The organism is Methanosarcina mazei S-6 (assembly GCF_000970205.1).
Lineage (GTDB): Archaea > Halobacteriota > Methanosarcinia > Methanosarcinales > Methanosarcinaceae > Methanosarcina > Methanosarcina mazei.
Genome location: NZ_CP009512.1, coordinates 1,046,073 through 1,061,650, shown reverse-complemented (window position 1 = coordinate 1,061,650; position 15,578 = coordinate 1,046,073). Strand labels below are relative to the sequence as shown.

Annotated in this window: 14 protein-coding genes; 1 reads left to right on the top strand and 13 read right to left on the bottom strand. The window is 41.8% G+C overall.

Annotation, left to right across the window (positions count from 1 at the left end; all coding sequences use genetic code 11):
• Nucleotides 1–51 precede the first annotated feature (51 nt).
• From flaJ to tnpB, 11 genes are all read right to left on the bottom strand, one after another.
• Entirely contained in the window at nt 52–1,614 is a 1,563-nt protein-coding gene (gene flaJ / locus MSMAS_RS04700; protein ID WP_048046347.1) for an archaellar assembly protein FlaJ, read from the bottom strand.
• On the bottom strand, nt 1,611–3,458 hold the full coding sequence (locus MSMAS_RS04695) for a type II/IV secretion system ATPase subunit (protein WP_011032366.1): 1,848 nt from the start codon (nt 3,456–3,458) through the stop codon (nt 1,611–1,613). The genes flaJ and MSMAS_RS04695 overlap by 4 nt, the downstream gene beginning before the upstream one ends.
• Before the next feature lie 63 nt (nt 3,459–3,521).
• Nucleotides 3,522–4,316 (bottom strand): ATPase domain-containing protein, encoded by a 795-nt coding sequence (locus MSMAS_RS04690; protein WP_011032367.1) that lies wholly within the window; start codon nt 4,314–4,316, stop codon nt 3,522–3,524.
• Between the two features lie 261 nt (nt 4,317–4,577).
• A complete protein-coding gene (locus MSMAS_RS04685) occupies nt 4,578–5,099 on the bottom strand; it encodes a hypothetical protein (RefSeq protein ID WP_011032368.1) in 522 nt (173 codons plus the stop codon).
• Between the two features lie 15 nt (nt 5,100–5,114).
• Nucleotides 5,115–5,606, bottom strand: a complete 492-nt coding sequence (locus MSMAS_RS04680) for a hypothetical protein (RefSeq protein ID WP_011032369.1) — start codon at nt 5,604–5,606, stop codon at nt 5,115–5,117.
• A 330-nt stretch (nt 5,607–5,936) separates the two neighbouring features.
• Nucleotides 5,937–6,713 carry a hypothetical protein gene (locus MSMAS_RS04675; protein ID WP_048046346.1) on the bottom strand — a complete coding sequence of 259 codons (777 nt, stop codon included), beginning with the start codon at nt 6,711–6,713 and terminating at the stop codon, nt 5,937–5,939.
• A gap of 74 nt (nt 6,714–6,787) precedes the next feature.
• Entirely contained in the window at nt 6,788–7,378 is a 591-nt protein-coding gene (locus MSMAS_RS04670; RefSeq protein ID WP_011032371.1) for an archaellin/type IV pilin N-terminal domain-containing protein, read from the bottom strand.
• Between the two features lie 449 nt (nt 7,379–7,827).
• Nucleotides 7,828–8,679, bottom strand: a complete 852-nt coding sequence (locus MSMAS_RS04665) for a 2-oxoacid:ferredoxin oxidoreductase subunit beta (RefSeq protein WP_011032372.1) — start codon at nt 8,677–8,679, stop codon at nt 7,828–7,830.
• Complete coding sequence (locus MSMAS_RS04660) at nt 8,666–10,405, bottom strand: 2-oxoacid:acceptor oxidoreductase subunit alpha (RefSeq protein ID WP_011032373.1); 1,740 nt, start codon at nt 10,403–10,405, stop codon at nt 8,666–8,668. The genes MSMAS_RS04665 and MSMAS_RS04660 overlap by 14 nt, the downstream gene beginning before the upstream one ends.
• Nucleotides 10,406–10,887: 482 nt before the next feature.
• Nucleotides 10,888–11,037 (bottom strand): hypothetical protein, encoded by a 150-nt coding sequence (locus MSMAS_RS18635; protein ID WP_015411087.1) that lies wholly within the window; start codon nt 11,035–11,037, stop codon nt 10,888–10,890.
• Between the two features lie 514 nt (nt 11,038–11,551).
• The gene (gene tnpB / locus MSMAS_RS04655) at nt 11,552–12,664 is read right to left on the bottom strand and encodes an IS200/IS605 family element RNA-guided endonuclease TnpB (RefSeq protein WP_048036549.1); all 1,113 of its coding nucleotides are present in this window, start codon (nt 12,662–12,664) and stop codon (nt 11,552–11,554) included.
• A gap of 27 nt (nt 12,665–12,691) precedes the next feature.
• Here tnpB and tnpA point away from each other — a divergent pair, with 27 nt between their 5' ends.
• Nucleotides 12,692–13,105, top strand: a complete 414-nt coding sequence (tnpA, locus tag MSMAS_RS04650) for an IS200/IS605-like element ISMma19 family transposase (protein WP_011032375.1) — start codon at nt 12,692–12,694, stop codon at nt 13,103–13,105.
• Between the two features lie 192 nt (nt 13,106–13,297).
• Here tnpA and MSMAS_RS04645 read toward each other — a convergent pair whose 3' ends face one another.
• A complete protein-coding gene (locus MSMAS_RS04645; protein WP_048042970.1) occupies nt 13,298–13,708 on the bottom strand; it encodes a DUF1699 family protein in 411 nt (136 codons plus the stop codon).
• Nucleotides 13,709–13,812: 104 nt separating this feature from the next.
• On the bottom strand, nt 13,813–15,114 hold the full coding sequence (hisD, locus tag MSMAS_RS04640; protein ID WP_011032377.1) for a histidinol dehydrogenase: 1,302 nt from the start codon (nt 15,112–15,114) through the stop codon (nt 13,813–13,815).
• Between the last annotated feature and the right edge of the window lie 464 nt (nt 15,115–15,578).

The window sequence follows — 15,578 nt, the reverse complement described above, 5'->3', positions numbered from 1 at the left end:
TATAAACTACTTTTTTCAGGCACATTTTTATTTTTCTGAATAAAACTCCGTTCATATCTGGAATGTGAACACCCTGGATACTACCGGAGGGATAAGGATCATGCAGAGCCCTGAAATTCCGGACATCAGCCCCCCATAGAATAAAAGTTTGTAATTTCCTCCTCCTTCTACAATCTTCACCACGAGCGTATTTGAAATTGTCAGGATAATTATCACGGAAAAAGTGAATTTGTAAAGCAGGGGCACGCTTTCTGCCACATTAAACATGCTCATGCCCATTCCGGACATCCCGTTCATACTCCCTTCTGCGGACATATAAGCCTCGCTCATCTTTGAGACAAGCCCGCTAAACCTTGAAATTATTTCCATTACAAAAATAAGAAGCCCGACCATAACAGCATGAAGGGTTAAGGCAAGACCCTTGAATCCGGAACTTACAAGCTGCCTCTTCATCCTGAGCAGGACGATTGCCAGGCTTGAAGCTGAAACTATATTCCCTATTTCAGCGGGATCGCCTCCCAGCTCGACCGCATCGTTAAAGATCCTTGAGGACCTGTTTATCAGCTCTGATCCTGTTTCGCCTATGAATTTTTCCCAGCAGAGCCTGGACTTAAACCCCATGGAAAGGCCTTTGTGAAGTTCTTCGACTCCTGGCTTGAGACAGCCTATAGTTTCCCGGTCGAGGTTTTCCATAGCACTCCTTATAGTGATTCCTGTTGTCCCGGCAAGGGTTCCCAGAGTTTTTATAAATGCAGGAAAACTGCTGTCCCTTTCATCTATTTTTCTGTCATCAGCCACCGCAAGGACGCCTATCGGAAGAGTAAAGAACGGAACTCCAAGCAGGATATACTCTTTTCTGGTTCCGAGCAGAATCAGGACAGTAAGAGAAAATGCACCCAGAGGAAGCAGGACCCGGCTCAGAAACTTTATCCTTTCCTGTTCCCTGGACTTACGGCTGAGGGCATGCAATTTCTTTTCTGCCGGAGCCGCCTTATATATTATGTAAAGGGCAAGCCCGCATATGAAGAGAGTCAGCAATACAATAAGGAACGCAATGGTTTCTATGTTCTCTATATTGTAGATCATGACCGAAACAAGGATTATGGTAACAACAAGAGTTACGGAAACCATCAGGGCAGTGTATCCGTCAGTCCATTTTTTCAGGGATTCTATGCTCCTTTCGTATGCGTTGGAATAGATCTCTTCCCTTGTGATCTTTTCCTGTTTGAGGAAATTTTTCTCAGGCTCTCCTGAAGAAAGGATGTTTGCCATCCTGCCGAACAGTTTTGAAAGATAGGCATCCTTTAATTTCTGGGAAATGTACTTGCATGCTTTTGCATACTCATATCCCCATTTTGAAGCAAGGATATGTATCTGCCAGAAATATTTTGAAGCCTCATATTCCTTCTGTCTCCCTGCATAATCGAATATCCTGTCCCTTTCGATATCCGCGGTTGAGATAGCTGCCATATACGTCAGCAGGAAGAGCATATCATCATTGACCCTTTCAACGACTTTTGTGCTCTTCAGTTTTCGGGCAAGACTGAAATACCCTTCAACTCCCCGCTTCGCAGAATTTATTTTTAAGTACGGAGCCATCTCTGCATAATTCATGATATTACCCCCGCTTCCTCAAGCTGGATCAGGGTAGTAAACAGGTCATAGAAATTCGTAATATTTGCCTGGTGGATTTTTCTCAGGATTTTTGATCTCCTGTCAAGCTCAGAGTATATCTTCCTGACCTGGGTTTCGGGAATTCCCATTCGCGGGGCAATTTTATGTTCCAGAAGGTAGGAGTTGTTTTTTCCCGTGAATTTGAACGTATCTGTCGCAGGGTCCCATTTGAAAATATCCATAAAATTAAAAGCCTGGTTCACAGCATCATAGCCAACTATCTCGTTTATGCTCAGTACCCTTCTTCCAAGCCCTTTCCCGGGGACGTTTACAGCACTCTGGATAATGACCACATTCAGGTTATCCACATAATTTTTGGGCACATTTATGGGGTCTCCGGTAAGCCTCTGGATCAGTTTTTCAACCGATGCTGCATGGAACGTTGACATTACCGGGTGCCCTGTTTGCATCGCCTGAAAAGCGATACTTCCCTCAACCCCACGGATCTCTCCTATCATAATCTCATTCGGGCGCTGTCGCAGGGCTGCCTTAAGGAGGTCAAACATGGAAACATCAGACCCGCTGTCGTCCCTCGTAGTCCTTGTAACCTCACGGGTCCAGTTCTTGTGGGGAACCTGCAATTCCGGTGTGTCTTCTATAGAGACTATTTTTGAATCCGGAGGAAGGAAAGTGGTCACAGCGTTCATCATTGTGGTCTTCCCGGAAGCTGTTTCTCCCGAAACAAAACAGTTCATCCCTGCCCTGAGCATCATCCACATGTATGCAGCCATTGTATAGTCAATTGTACCGAACTCTACAAGTTCGAGGATTGAAATTGGGACTCCCATGAATTTCCTGATTGTAAAATTGCTCCCACGTTTTGATACATCTTCTCCGAATACGATATTAATCCTTGACCCGTCCGGAAGAGCCGTATCTACTATAGGGTCCCTGTAGGTGATCGGCTTTCCTACTTTTTCGGACATCTGTATGACAAAAGAATTGAGTTCTTCAATTTCCTCAAACGAGATTGTTGTTTTAAGGGACGAAAATACCTTATGCTCAACAAAGATCCTTCCAAGACCGCTGCAGCTTATATCTTCTATGTTTGAGTCAAGCAGTAAAGGTTCGAGCACTCCCATCCCCACCTTATCCCTGACCATCCGATATTTGATTGCATTGAATTCCTGAGGAGTTACGGAAATTTTCTTCGGTTTTCCTGAACCGAATAATTTACCGGCTCCCTTAAGGTTTCCGATAAATCCGGTTTTTCCGTCATTCTTTCCTTCTTTCAGGGAATCTTTTTCCTTATTTTTTTTCTGATCTGTATCTTTTTGATTTTGTCCGCCTTTTTCTTCTGATTTTCCGGGTTTTTCCTTCAAATTCTCTTTTACATCACAGGTCTTTTCAAGAGCCTTTACGAGAAGTTTCTTTTTTTCCTCAGGGTCATTTGTATTAATTTCCTGGTCATGTATCACGTCAATGAGTAATTTTTCCACTTCCTCAAGCATGCTGTCCAGTTTTTGGAACAGGCAGGGCTCTATGGGAATGTAGTAATTCCTTACGTCTTCCTTATCCGGATATATATGAACAGCAAGCCCTTTTCCGGCAGGATAAATCAGATTGGGGCGTTTAATGCTTTTCATGGACCTGGAAATTCTCGGGTAGAACTCCGGAAATCCTATTTCTTCCGCTGGAAGCCTGCAGATATAATCAAGGATATGGTGATTTTCTTCCCTGCCAACGAACTCCTGCATTTCCGGAGAAAGGATTGCATATACCTCTTTTCTGGAACGCCCCCCATTCTCCGGTGCAGGCAACGGGTTAAAAGGCAGAGCTTCCATCTAGATTCCTCATTCGGGTTTTTCTTTCCGGGAACCATCTCTCCGGACGCTTTTTTCATTTTTTCAGGCTTTAATCTTTGAAACAGGAATTATTTTCAGCCCGAATTCGCTGTCCACATCAAAGCTAAGCAGATTTCCCGTAGTTTTCCTGGCACCCCTCAGTTTCTGGATTTCCATAGTTTTTACCCACTGGTCCCCAACCTGCTCTATCCTGAGTTCCAGACAGGCGCTGCAAACTGATCTCAGCCTGTAGAGTACCGCCTGCGAAAAAGCGTACCCGTGCACGCTGATGAGAATGGTTTTTCCCCTGTCACAAAGTTTTACACATTCCGTAAAGAAGTTTAACACCGCATTTTCCGAGGCATTAACTGCAAAAATTGTAAGGGAATCTATAAGGACCAGTTCTTCTTCACATCTCTGTATGCATTCGAGAAGCACCTGCAGCAGGCTCTCACTTAAACGCGGGTTTTCTTCAACATAACCTGCATTGATTTCAAATATCTTTGACCTCCCTATTATGAAATAGTCCGAAATCCCGCGCTTTAAGCTCTCCATCTGGTTAAGGACTTCTTTTGAGGTCTTTTCCGTTGTCAAAAAAAGCACAGTTTTATCCTGGTTAAGGGCCCCCCATATTATCTGCTGCAGAAAAATAGATTTGCCACTGTCGTTTGCACCTTCCAGGAGGCAGAGTGAACCCGCAGGAATACCCCCTTCCAGTCTCCTGTCTATTTCCAGATTTCCGGAGGATATAAACTCCAGAAGCTCTTTCTCTTCCTCTTCTTCTATCAGGTAGCCAGGTTCCTCTTCACAAAAAAATTCTTTTCCTAATACTGCTCCTTCCCCTTTGTTTATTTCCATGTCTCTCCCCCCTTCTCAGACCTGTCAATCCCTGAGGTCCCTTAAAAGTCCCTTGGCTTCTCACATCTGGCTTTACAGCCAGCTTTACAGGAACAGGTTTGTTGCCTGTGTGAGTTATTTGCAGAATATTACTCTGTCTCTAAATATTACTATCTTTGATTATTACGATCTCTGAAATTACGATTTCTGAAATTAATGTCTCGGATTATTACTATCTCTAAATATTAGTATATTTGAATAATGTTTACTCAACTTGAAAGATCATCCTTTGAAATACCATGAAGCCTTTACTCCATTCGGGGCAGTCACAAGAAGCCATTTAATGCTGGAATAGCCGGAAAGGTCTGAAGCGTTCAGCCGGACAATCAGTTCCATCTTCTCTCCCGGGTCAAAGACTCCGGGGTTTATGAGGTCCGGAATGATTCCCATTTTTGTCCAGTTGTTTTCGCAAAGGACTTCTTCCTGATAGGGAATCCATACTGTTTCCATGCTGTTCGATTCATTTTGATAGGCAACTATTATGTCCATATAAGTGAAGTCCCCGATTTTTGTCGAGCCTGTGTTTTTCAGGGATACAAGAATGTCCACTCCATCTGTGGAGACGTTTTCAGCACCTTTAACCTCTATTTCGGTCTTCAGAATTTCATTTCTGTTTTCCTGCATTTCAATAACCGAATTTGAGAGCCCGTTTGCCATGTAAAACCCCCCTTTAGAGCAGACGTAAGAGGCTAGAAGGATGGTTGAAACCGAAATCATTGCTGCAATTATTGACCCGAACCCCATCACTCGAACCCCTTATTAAACCGTGAAATAGGCCTCTTCAGAAACCCCGTTGTATGTACTGAACTTAATAAAATATTTTTCCCCGCTTACAGGCAGACCTGAAGGTTTAATTTTTACGCATAGAGTTTCCCCTTTATCCCAGTCACTGTCCCCCCCCTGTTCGATAAGATAACTCCACCCTGGGGCCAGATTCCCGTTTTCGTCATAGGGGATATGCTCAAAGTTCCCGGCCTCTCCGAAAAAGAGGTCTGAATCGGGAAGTGTGTATGAGGGTATTTCCTTACATCCCACATTTTTTATCCATACATGAATTTCCGTACCTTCAGCCCCTCTTGCTTCATGCAGGATTTCGATATCTGTCATGATCTGGTCTCCCATAGAGTCCGTTCGGCTCATTATAGGGTCTCCGGCAGAGATGACGGAGGGGTAGACAGCTGAAACAAACCCGAATGCACAAATGACGGATGCTATTGTCAGAATTGCAGAGCTTATCGATTCCCCACCCAATTTTCGACCCCCGCTTTACTTTTCCGATCTTTGGACCGGAGAAATTGATTTTGATTTTGATTTTGATTTTGATTTTGATTTTGATTTTGATTTTGATTTTGATTTTGATTTTGATTTTGATTTTGATCAGCCGGTTTATCAGGCTGGCCAATGTATGATTTGAAGCTGTATCAAACAGGACAATGCTAAATGGGCAATGCCAGATGATACCGTTAATAAAGATGACAATTCCAGAGATGACAATTTCTCAATTATAGAATCTTAATTTACGAAGATTTGATTTTAGTTTATGAAAGTTTGATTCGATTTATGAAGATGTATCTACCTGCCTCAAATGCGCCGCCTGGTATCAGATTTGCTGGAAGCAGCTCGTTTTGACCTCTCAGCTTTCTGAGGCTTAAATTCAACTGAGACAAGCCCTGTTTTTTTCTCATTTTCTTTATCTCTCCAGCCCGGAGTTTCATAAAATGGCTGGATATTCTTCCTGAAACCTTCAGGGCTCAGGATTGCACTCAACTGCGAAAGTACAGTTATGTTATCTTTCATACTGACCCTGTCTTCTTCAGCGGGCTCTTCAATTGAGAGGTTTGCAATGTTTTCGATGATCTTTTTCGTCTCTTCAGGGAGATGTCCCGTAAGAGCATAGAGGTTCAGAAGTCCTTCGAGGTTTTCGTGACCTACTGTCCTGACAGCATAGTCCACCCAGCGCATAAGTTCGACAAGCATAAACGTATCGATTTTCCGGAAGCTCTCAGGTTTAGGTCTGTGTTCTTCCTGTTTCCTGATATTTTGTACAGGACTTTTCCGGTCTGATATGACTGGTTGCAGGGAATCTTCGTTCTTCTTTATAGTTTGATTCTCTGTTTCCGAAGCTCCTTCACAAAGCCTGCATTCTGCGTCTTCATTCCCGGCCACGCCTGGCTGGTTACATTCAATTTCATCTTTAGCCGGTGCCGGGCTTTTTAATGTCTCAGAGCATGGGATGCTGCAGAAAGGATTTTCATTTTTATTCACAAGGTCTCTTATGTCAACGAGTAATTCTTTGATCTCCCCTTTCATGATTTTAAGTTCGATTTCTATTTCGTCAACTCTTTTATCAAGTTCCATACTTACCACCTGATAACGAAAATAAAAATTTCCGTTTTTATAGCAGTAAAAGGGGAAGTATCCCCTTACTGGGGTTACTTCAGGACCATAACTTTATCAAGCTGTGGTGGAGTCACTCTTGTTATCGGAACTATTGCACCTATTTTCGGTTTAATCTCAAGCTTGAATTCTCTGTTTACAACCTGATCAGAGGTACCTTGAAGCATTGAGCCAGAAGGTACAGCGAGAGTTAATTGAACTTTTTCATGCTGTTCTAGAATCGCGTCTTTATCATTGTCTCCCACAAAATCCTTAGTCCAGCTCAAGCTTTGGTTGTATGTAGCGTTGTCTGCATAAGCTACCACCAGCATTCCGGCATTACTATCGGCTCCTATATCCACAGGAGATTGTCCTGCTGTGAGTTGAAGGGTGACAACAATAGTATCCACTTTTGATCGATCGGCACTATTTGCAATCACATCACCTGCAAGCTCTACGGAAGAAGTGGTCTGTTTGACGCCTTCGTCAATGGTCTTCTTGGCGGTATCTGAGGTTGTAAAACCAGCCCCGAGCACGACATAAGAGAAAACTGCTGCCACCACTACGAAGGCGGTCAGCACTATTGCGGATTCAAGCCCTGTAAAGGCTTTATCATCTTTTCTAAAGATACTAAAAATCCCTTTCATTCTGTTTTCACTCCATCATTTCTTTTGAATGAAGGTATATAGAAAAGCCAGAAGGCTCCATCCCCAGCACCTAATATTATTTTTTTGATTGTGATCTACTATAGGGAATATATGTTCAGGAGCTGATGCTTATGGTTCCCATCACTGACTCTCTACATACAGGTTTATAATTTTACAACAGATACTACACCCTCTTAATTTATTAACTTTTGCTAGAAAATTATAAAGTTTTTATATTAGTGCTTATTTAATTTATAGAAGTTATGATTAAAGATTAGATTATTTTCAGACAGAGTATTTTGAAGAAGAACAGGGATTTTGGACCTTATCAGAATAATAAAGGTCTTAAACTAAAAGTAAAACAAATAAATAAATAAATAAATAAATAAATAAATAAATAAGTAAATAAGTAAATAAATAGAAAAAGAGATAGGAAGTTAGTGAAGTTTTCAATAAAACTTCTCAATCTCGTGCTTCACGTCTTCGGGTGAGAACTTTTTCCTCACGAGAGGCATTTCATGAAGTGTCGGCATCATTTCTTCAAGGGTTTCCTTGTCGCTTTTGTAAAATATGCCGTTGGGTATTTTATCTCCCCATTCAAGGGCTTTTTCGAAAGCTTTTGTCTGGTTGTAAGGGTCATAGTCGCTCTCGAGCCTGTAAACCCTTTCACGGTACCATTTGAAGGTATTCACTTTATTAAACGTTACACAGGGCTGGAGGATATCAAGCAGAGAAAAGCCCCTGTGAGTAATTGCGGCTTTAATAAGCTCTTTCAGGTGCTCCTGGTCTCCTGCAAACCCCCTGGCTACGAAACTGCAGTCCTGAGAAATTGCCAGGGCAAGCGGATTAAATGGGTGTGCAAGGTAGCCGAAAGGCTGGGCTGGCGTATGTGTCCCTTTAGCTGATGTCGGAGATGCCTGCCCTTTGGTCAGCCCGTATATCTGGTTGTTGTGAACGAAAAGGCTGATATTCGGGTTCCTGCGTATTGCATGAAGGAAGTGGTTTCCGCCTTCGGCATAACAGTCCCCGTCTCCTGCAACCGCAATTACATGCAGGGAGTGGTTAGCAAGCTTTGCAGCAGTGGCAACAGGGAGAGTCCTTCCATGCAGCCCGTTGAAAGTATGGCACTTTATGTAATGGGGCAGTTTACCTGCCTGTCCTATTCCCGAGACCAGCAGGACTTCCCGGGGCTCGATTCCAAGTTCGGCAAGTGCCTGTTTGATGGTTGAAAGTATCTGGAAATTTCCACATCCAGGACACCAGGCAGGGACCTGGCCTTCATAATCTTCAGAGGCAGGCATCGATTTCCTCCTTCAGTTTTTCTATGGTAAAAGGTCTTCCGTCATATTTCAAGATCTGGCGGGCGAATTCGAAGCCTGTTTCGGCTCGCATGAGTTTTGCAAATTGCCCTGTGGCGTTGTTTTCAACAGAAATAACAAGATTTGCATTTTTAAGGAATTCTATGTAATCAAACCTGTCCCTTTCGGGAAACGGATAAATCTGGCTGAAGTGCATCATTGCAATTTTTTTATCCTTTGAAAATATGTCCACTATTTCTTTTATCACACCGTAAGTAGAGCCGTGCCCTACGAGCACTATTTCCGGAGAGGAATCCCCGTACAGCAACGGAGCTTCGATTTCTTCCTTTATTAGAGGCAGTTTTTTCAGCAGCCTTTTCTGGACCATTTTTATGCGCGTTTCGGCGTCCTCTATAATGTGCCCTTCTTCGTCATGCTCATCACTATCTGCAACAACGAGATGCTTTCCTGCTTCTCCGGGGACTGCGAGAGGAGAGATTCCAGTATCTGTGTATCCGTAGCGTTTATAATCTTCTGCCCCCTCCAGATCTTTTTCCCTGACCCTGTAATCATTATATACAGGGCGTTTGAGGTCAAAGCTTTCAAAAGTCCATTCAGACTCCCCGAGATACTGGTCTGACAGGATAAAAACAGGGATCTGGTACTTTTCTGCAAGTTCAAAGGCTTTACTGGTAAGGTAAAACGCCTGTTCCGGGGTTCCCGGCTCAAAGATTACCCTTGGAAATTCTCCGTGCCCTGCATTCAGGACAAAAAGCAGGTCTCCCTGTTCTGTACGTGTGGGCAACCCGGTAGCAGGCCCCGGGCGCTGCATTTCTGCGAGCACGAGAGGGGTTTCGGTAATCCCTGCCAGGGAAATGCCTTCTGCCATGAGGGAAAAACCTCCTCCGGAAGTGCCGGTCATAGCTCTGGCGCCTGCAAAGGAAGCCCCTATTGTCATATTGATTGCCGCTATTTCGTCCTCAGCCTGCTCAATCACAAGACCGTATTCTTCAGCCCTGGAAGCAAGATAGTTCAGAATTCCTGTTGAAGGTGACATCGGGTATGCCGAGTAGAAAGTGCAGCCTGACATGAGGGCTCCCATACCTATTGCCTGAACCCCGTCTATTAGCAGAAGTTTTCTTGCTTCAGGCTCGGGAATTCCGAAAGCTTCACAGCGGGAGCAGTTTGAATGGGCATAATTATACCCCGCCTCTGCACAGGCTATGTTTTGTTCTATTATTTCCTTCCCTTTGTCTTCGAAAGTTACCCTCAAAATATCGTTCAGAAGATCCAGCCCAAGGTCAAGGAGTCCCAGCACTGCCCCCGTTGCTACGGTATTTGCCATGACACTTTTCTTTCCGACGTCGAGAGCTATTTTTCTGAAAGGGATATCTATAAACTGAGGGCCTTCAAATTTCTTTTTCATGCTCTCGGAGTCATATAGAATAAACCCGTCTTCTCTAACACTATTCTTATGGATTTCTATCGTATTAAGGTCGAGAGCCAGAAGAATATCAACTAGCTCTTTAGAAGCCATTACTTCCCGGTCAGAAAAGCGGAGTTGATAGAAGTTATGTCCACCGCGTATCCTGGACATATAGTCCTGGTGCGTGAAAACGTGATACCCTTTTCTGGAAAAGATTTTTGCAAGGGCTCCTCCTATTGTCTGTAACCCCTGCCCGGCTTCTCCCCCTACTCGAAGTGTGTAGTCCAGAAACTTAACCTCCAAACTTCCTGTATGTTTATAATTGCTCAGTGCTTTTCTACAATTTCTTTCAGTTAATCTTCACATCCCTTCCTTCAATAGCTCCCGCACATTCCTTAAATATAATTTAAGAACTGCGAGATTATGGGGTTGTGAAAAATGGAGCAATAATTTTCTAAAACAATTAAGTAAAACAGGAACTTCTTTTATTTCAAATTCTTTCGTTTCCTGTTCTTTTCTGCCTTTTAAGGCTTTAATCCCCTTTAGCTAAAAGTATTAATATTAAACCTTAAATAATCTTGCTTCGGGGTCCGATCCTGAATTTGGGAGAAATACTGACGATAATACGTGACATTGAACAATAATAAATAAGTCCGTTTATATGCACAAAATTAAGGCGAACCTTATAATCAGGAACTTACCGGATGCCTTACAGGACTGACCTGTCCTGAAATATTTGTCCTTACAGAGAGAAGCATTTTCAGGAATAGAATTTCAAAAAAATATTAGAATAAATAAAGCATCTTTCCAAAAAGGATGCAGCCTATCAATACAACTCCAAGTATAAGTATGTCCGTCTGAAGTACGGCATATAATATGAAAAAACAAATCAATGAGGTAACTGCACAGGCCAGAACATCAACAGGATTACTCATGCCTGCCTCCATTAATTATTACATAGAAGTTTACAGTGTGATAAGCATTTCTAATTTGAACCGAATTTTATATTAATTTACATATAATTAATGATATGCATTTAACTTGGAAAGCGAGAAGTCATCTTCCTTGAAACTGATCCGCCAGGCGAAGAATTCAGGAAGAAATAGTTCACTTTTTATTATCCTAAAATTCTGAGTTTCATTTTTACTGGATTTCTATATTCTCTGAATTTCTTTATCCCCTGGACTTCTATATTCTCTGGATTTCTTTATTTACGCAATTTACTCAGGAAGTGACCTGCAGCTGCTGTTAAAAAAATCATGGAGAATATTGGAGAAAACTGGTCAAAGATAGAAATTCCAGCCCTGAAACCTTACCTGTTGAAACCTTACCTGTTAATAGTCCGGAAAGTGAACTACCCACTAAATCTAAAGATTTAATGGGCTTCTTGGTTCATTCCTCCCTCTATTGAGGGCAAGTCCCCAAGCTCTTCCCCACGTTCCGCAGGTGTTACAATCCAATTAGATTTTGATCTACGAGAGCAAATTTCTTGATATTGATAGCGGCATTAATGTCTCTATCATGTTTTGTTTTACAGTCAGGACAAGTCCATTCCCTGTCTTTTAACTGAAGCTCTTTATTGTGGTATCCACATACACTACAGAGCTTGGAAGATGGTTCAAATTGTCCGATTCTTAAGATAGTTTTCCCGAACCATTCAGCCTTATATTCTAACTTTGTTACAAAACTACTCCATGCAGAATCACTAATAGACTGTGCTAAATGATGATTCTTAACCATGCCTTTAACATTTAATGTTTCCAGAGCTACAGCTTGGTTTTCGCTTATCAGTTTAAAAGAGAGTTTGTTCTGGAAATCATTTCTCTGATTAGTTATTTTATCATGGAGTACAGCAAGTCTTTGTTTAGCTTTTGCCCTATTCTTAGAGCCTTTTTGTTTCTTCGAAACTCTTTTCTGAAGAACTTTAAGCCTCTTAAGAGAGTTTTTCAGGTACTTAGGATTTTCAATTTTTTCTCCATTAGAAAGAACTGCAAAATCTTTGATACCTACATCAATTCCTATTGTTGTTGATTCTGCGAAAGCTTCCTTTACTGGAAGTTCTTTACCATCTTCAACAAGGATACTGATATAGTAATGCCCTTTACAAGTCCTTGATACCGTAGCTGTTTTAAGTTCTCCTTCAAACTTCCGGTGAAAAACTGCTTTAATTGGTTCTATTTTAGGAAGCTTAATAGTGTTTTTTTCAAAGTCTACGGAGTAGTGCTGAGGTACAGGGAAAGATTGTATAGGATTTTTCTTAGACTTAAACTTAGGGAATCCGGTCTTCCCTCTAAAAAACCGAGTGAAAGCAGATTCAACCTGCTTAGTCATCCCCTGTAATGATTGAGAGTTGACTTCACCTAACCATTCATTAGAAGCCTTTAGAGTAGGAATTAATTTGTTTAAGTCAAATCTGGAAATTGATTTTCCTGTTTGTTCGTAAGTTTTAATTTTTTGATCCAACGCCCAATTGTAGACAAATCTACAGCTACCTATATGCTGATTCAATTGAACAGCTTGTGCAGTTGTAGGATAGAGTCTAAATTTGAACGCTTTCACCATACAAGGTATTATGCTCTTTAACAACATATGTACTTTTTAGTAAATATGAAGTATGAAACACGGAATCATAGAAAATTTTTGTTAATGTACCATGTTATTTTTGTTTGCAAATACCGAAAAGTCATACTTGAACCGATTAGCGAAGAACTAAAACAGATTATGATTGACATTTCAAAAGAGTCAAACTTTGAAATCCTTGAAATGGAAACAGACAAAGACCATATCCATTTCCTGATTAAGAGTGAACCGAAAGTTAGTGTTTTGTCAATTGTCAGAAAATTGAAACAAGAATCGACAAACCGATTGTGGAAAACTCAAAAAGATTATCTGGAAAAGTATTATTGGGGTGAAAATACGTTATGGAGTGATGGATATTTTGCGTCTACTATCGGAAACGTTAGTAAAGAGGCGGCAGAATATTACATACGGAATCAGGGTTGAAGTTGACGCTTATATCCCCTGAGCTAAAGACTCAGGGGTTTTACGCTTCGTCATATAAATTTCCAAAATAGAAAAAACTTTTTAAGACATGGTCTTAAAAAGTTACCTGCCCTTTCAGCAAATCATCTTTTACGGGTCAGAAGAGAATAAGGCTTTTTCCCTGAGAGCTGTGAAAAGGCAAAAATGCGTACTTCAGGATATTTCGCCTTTTCTGCCGAGGATATAGAGAATCATATCCGAATTCAGCTTACTTTCTCTTGACAGCTTCTCGGCAATCATTTCATTTGAAAACCGATCGGCTTTTAACTCCTGAATTTTCTCCAGGACATTCTGAGAGACATTATAGTATTCATTTATATCCTTTCGGTGGCCCCAGACATCCCCCTCCAGGAGATTTATCTTCTGCATCTCCAGGAACATCTCTATTGACTTTGAAACCGTCCTCCTGTAAGATTTAGGAAGCTGTATGGCTTCAATTTTAGGACATGTTTCAGCAAGCATGAATACATCCTTGTTAGACGGCCTGAAAGCAAGGTGGATAACCTTCTCATTCGGATTAAGGGTAGGAATTTCCTCCCGTGAACTAACCACTCTGATTTTCATATTATAGTCCCCACTCATTATTTACGAATTAAATTTTTATTTATTTAAAAATCAAATTTTGTTTACGCATTAACATTTTATATACGTATCGATTAGCAGAAATATTATTTAGAGGGTCTGTATCCGAAACGAGCCCTGATAGAGTCAGCATGTGCCTTCAAACCTTCTTCCTCAGCTAATGCGATTACAGTTTCTTTCAAACTTTCAAGCCCACTCTTGCTGATTTTCTGTATACTGGAATACTTGAGGAAGTGATTTATGTTCAGCCCGGAATAGATCTTCGCATACCCTGCCGTAGGAAGCACATGATTGGTACCGGAAGCGTAGTCTCCGACAGGAACAGGAGCATAGTTCCCTATAAATATCGATCCTGCATTTTTAATTCTGTCAAGCACAAAATCGGAATCTTCCACCATAATTTCAAGGTGCTCAGGTGCAAATTTATTGCTAAAGTCAATGCACTGATCAAGAGAGTCTGCAATCAGAACTGCTGCATTTTCAAGAGAAATTTTCACAATTTCACTCCTTGCAGTACTTTCGGCCTGGGCGAGCACTTCCTGCTCCACTTCTTCTGCAAGAGTTTCCGAAGTCGTCACAAGCACGGAAACCGCATTCGGGTCATGTTCTGCCTGGGCTATAATATCCGAAGCAGCCATAGCAGCATCTGCAGACTCGTCTGCTATGATAAGGACCTCACTCGGACCTGCCGGAAAATCAATCTCAGCAATATCCCTTACCTGCATTTTGGCAGAGGTCACAAAAACATTTCCTGGACCGACAATTTTGTCCACCCTGGGAACGGTTTCAGTCCCGTAAGCCATAGCCCCTATTGCCTGCACTCCCCCGAGCTTGAAAACCTTATCCGCACCTGCAACCTTTGCAGCAGCAAGGGTAAGAGGGTGTACGGAACCGTCAGCCCTGGGAGGAGTACACACAATAACCTGCTCAACTCCTGCAACCCTGGCAGGGATTACTGTCATCAATACAGTCGATGGATAGGAAGCCCTCCCTCCGGGAGCATAAGCCCCTACACTTTCAAGGGGTGTTGCCTTCTGCCCGAGGACAACCCCGGGCTGAAGTTCCATAAACCAGGTAGTTTCAGGCATCTGAGCCCTGTGGAAAGCCCGAATATTTTCAGCTGCAATTCTAAGGTGTCCAAGCAGTTCCGAACCGATCTCGGAGAGAGCTTTTTCAAACTCTTCTTCACTTACCTCAAAATTTGCAAGTTCAACTTTATCGAACTTTTTTGTATACTCCCTGAGGGCAGCATCTCCTTTCATGCGCACGTCAGAAAGTACGGCTGATACGGTATCTCCAACATCTGCAAGCCCGGACCCCCGGGAAATTAACCTCTGCATTTCAGCTTCCGAAACATCAGACAACTTTTTGAATAACATTATAATCATCTCTGAGATTACCCAATAAAACTGAATATAATTGATCCTGATCGGATTGAATAAATTCGGTACTAATTTAGAATCTGATATAATCTGCTCTCATTAAATCTCTGATCTCATTTAATATTTTACCCTGGATTCAAGCAAAAAAGCGGAGAAATAAGAAAGCAGTGCTTTATAGAAAAGGACTGATTCAATAAGAAAGACCTGTAAACATCATAATTCGTACAGCCATGTTCGCTTTACTAAACCTTTCTTGTCCCGATCAACGAAGGAGAGTGGCCTATTTCCTTTTCCTTTGGAAAGAACCGCCAGAAAAACTGATGAGTTTCTACATTTAGCTGGAAATTTAAATCCAATTTTGGGAACAAAGAAAGATAGTAAAAATATTACTTCAAGCCAGGGTGTACTTCTTCAGCATTCTCTTTCATATAATTGCGGCACCGGTTCAAACCTATTTTAGGTCTGCTGAC

What these genes read in the sequence shown, in the direction of transcription:
- hisD (WP_011032377.1), bottom strand. Translation starts at nt 15,114, where the DNA reads ATGATTATAATGTTATTCAAAAAGTTGTCTGATGTTTCGGAAGCTGAA.
- flaJ (WP_048046347.1), bottom strand. Translation starts at nt 1,614, where the DNA reads ATGAATTATGCAGAGATGGCTCCGTACTTAAAAATAAATTCTGCGAAG.
- tnpA (WP_011032375.1), top strand. Translation starts at nt 12,692, where the DNA reads ATGTACTTTTTAGTAAATATGAAGTATGAAACACGGAATCATAGAAAA.
- MSMAS_RS04645 (WP_048042970.1), bottom strand. Translation starts at nt 13,708, where the DNA reads ATGAAAATCAGAGTGGTTAGTTCACGGGAGGAAATTCCTACCCTTAAT.
- tnpB (WP_048036549.1), bottom strand. Translation starts at nt 12,664, where the DNA reads ATGGTGAAAGCGTTCAAATTTAGACTCTATCCTACAACTGCACAAGCT.
- MSMAS_RS04665 (WP_011032372.1), bottom strand. Translation starts at nt 8,679, where the DNA reads ATGCCTGCCTCTGAAGATTATGAAGGCCAGGTCCCTGCCTGGTGTCCT.
- MSMAS_RS18635 (WP_015411087.1), bottom strand. Translation starts at nt 11,037, where the DNA reads ATGAGTAATCCTGTTGATGTTCTGGCCTGTGCAGTTACCTCATTGATT.
- MSMAS_RS04695 (WP_011032366.1), bottom strand. Translation starts at nt 3,458, where the DNA reads ATGGAAGCTCTGCCTTTTAACCCGTTGCCTGCACCGGAGAATGGGGGG.
- MSMAS_RS04670 (WP_011032371.1), bottom strand. Translation starts at nt 7,378, where the DNA reads ATGAAAGGGATTTTTAGTATCTTTAGAAAAGATGATAAAGCCTTTACA.
- MSMAS_RS04690 (WP_011032367.1), bottom strand. Translation starts at nt 4,316, where the DNA reads ATGGAAATAAACAAAGGGGAAGGAGCAGTATTAGGAAAAGAATTTTTT.
- MSMAS_RS04685 (WP_011032368.1), bottom strand. Translation starts at nt 5,099, where the DNA reads ATGGGGTTCGGGTCAATAATTGCAGCAATGATTTCGGTTTCAACCATC.
- MSMAS_RS04675 (WP_048046346.1), bottom strand. Translation starts at nt 6,713, where the DNA reads ATGGAACTTGATAAAAGAGTTGACGAAATAGAAATCGAACTTAAAATC.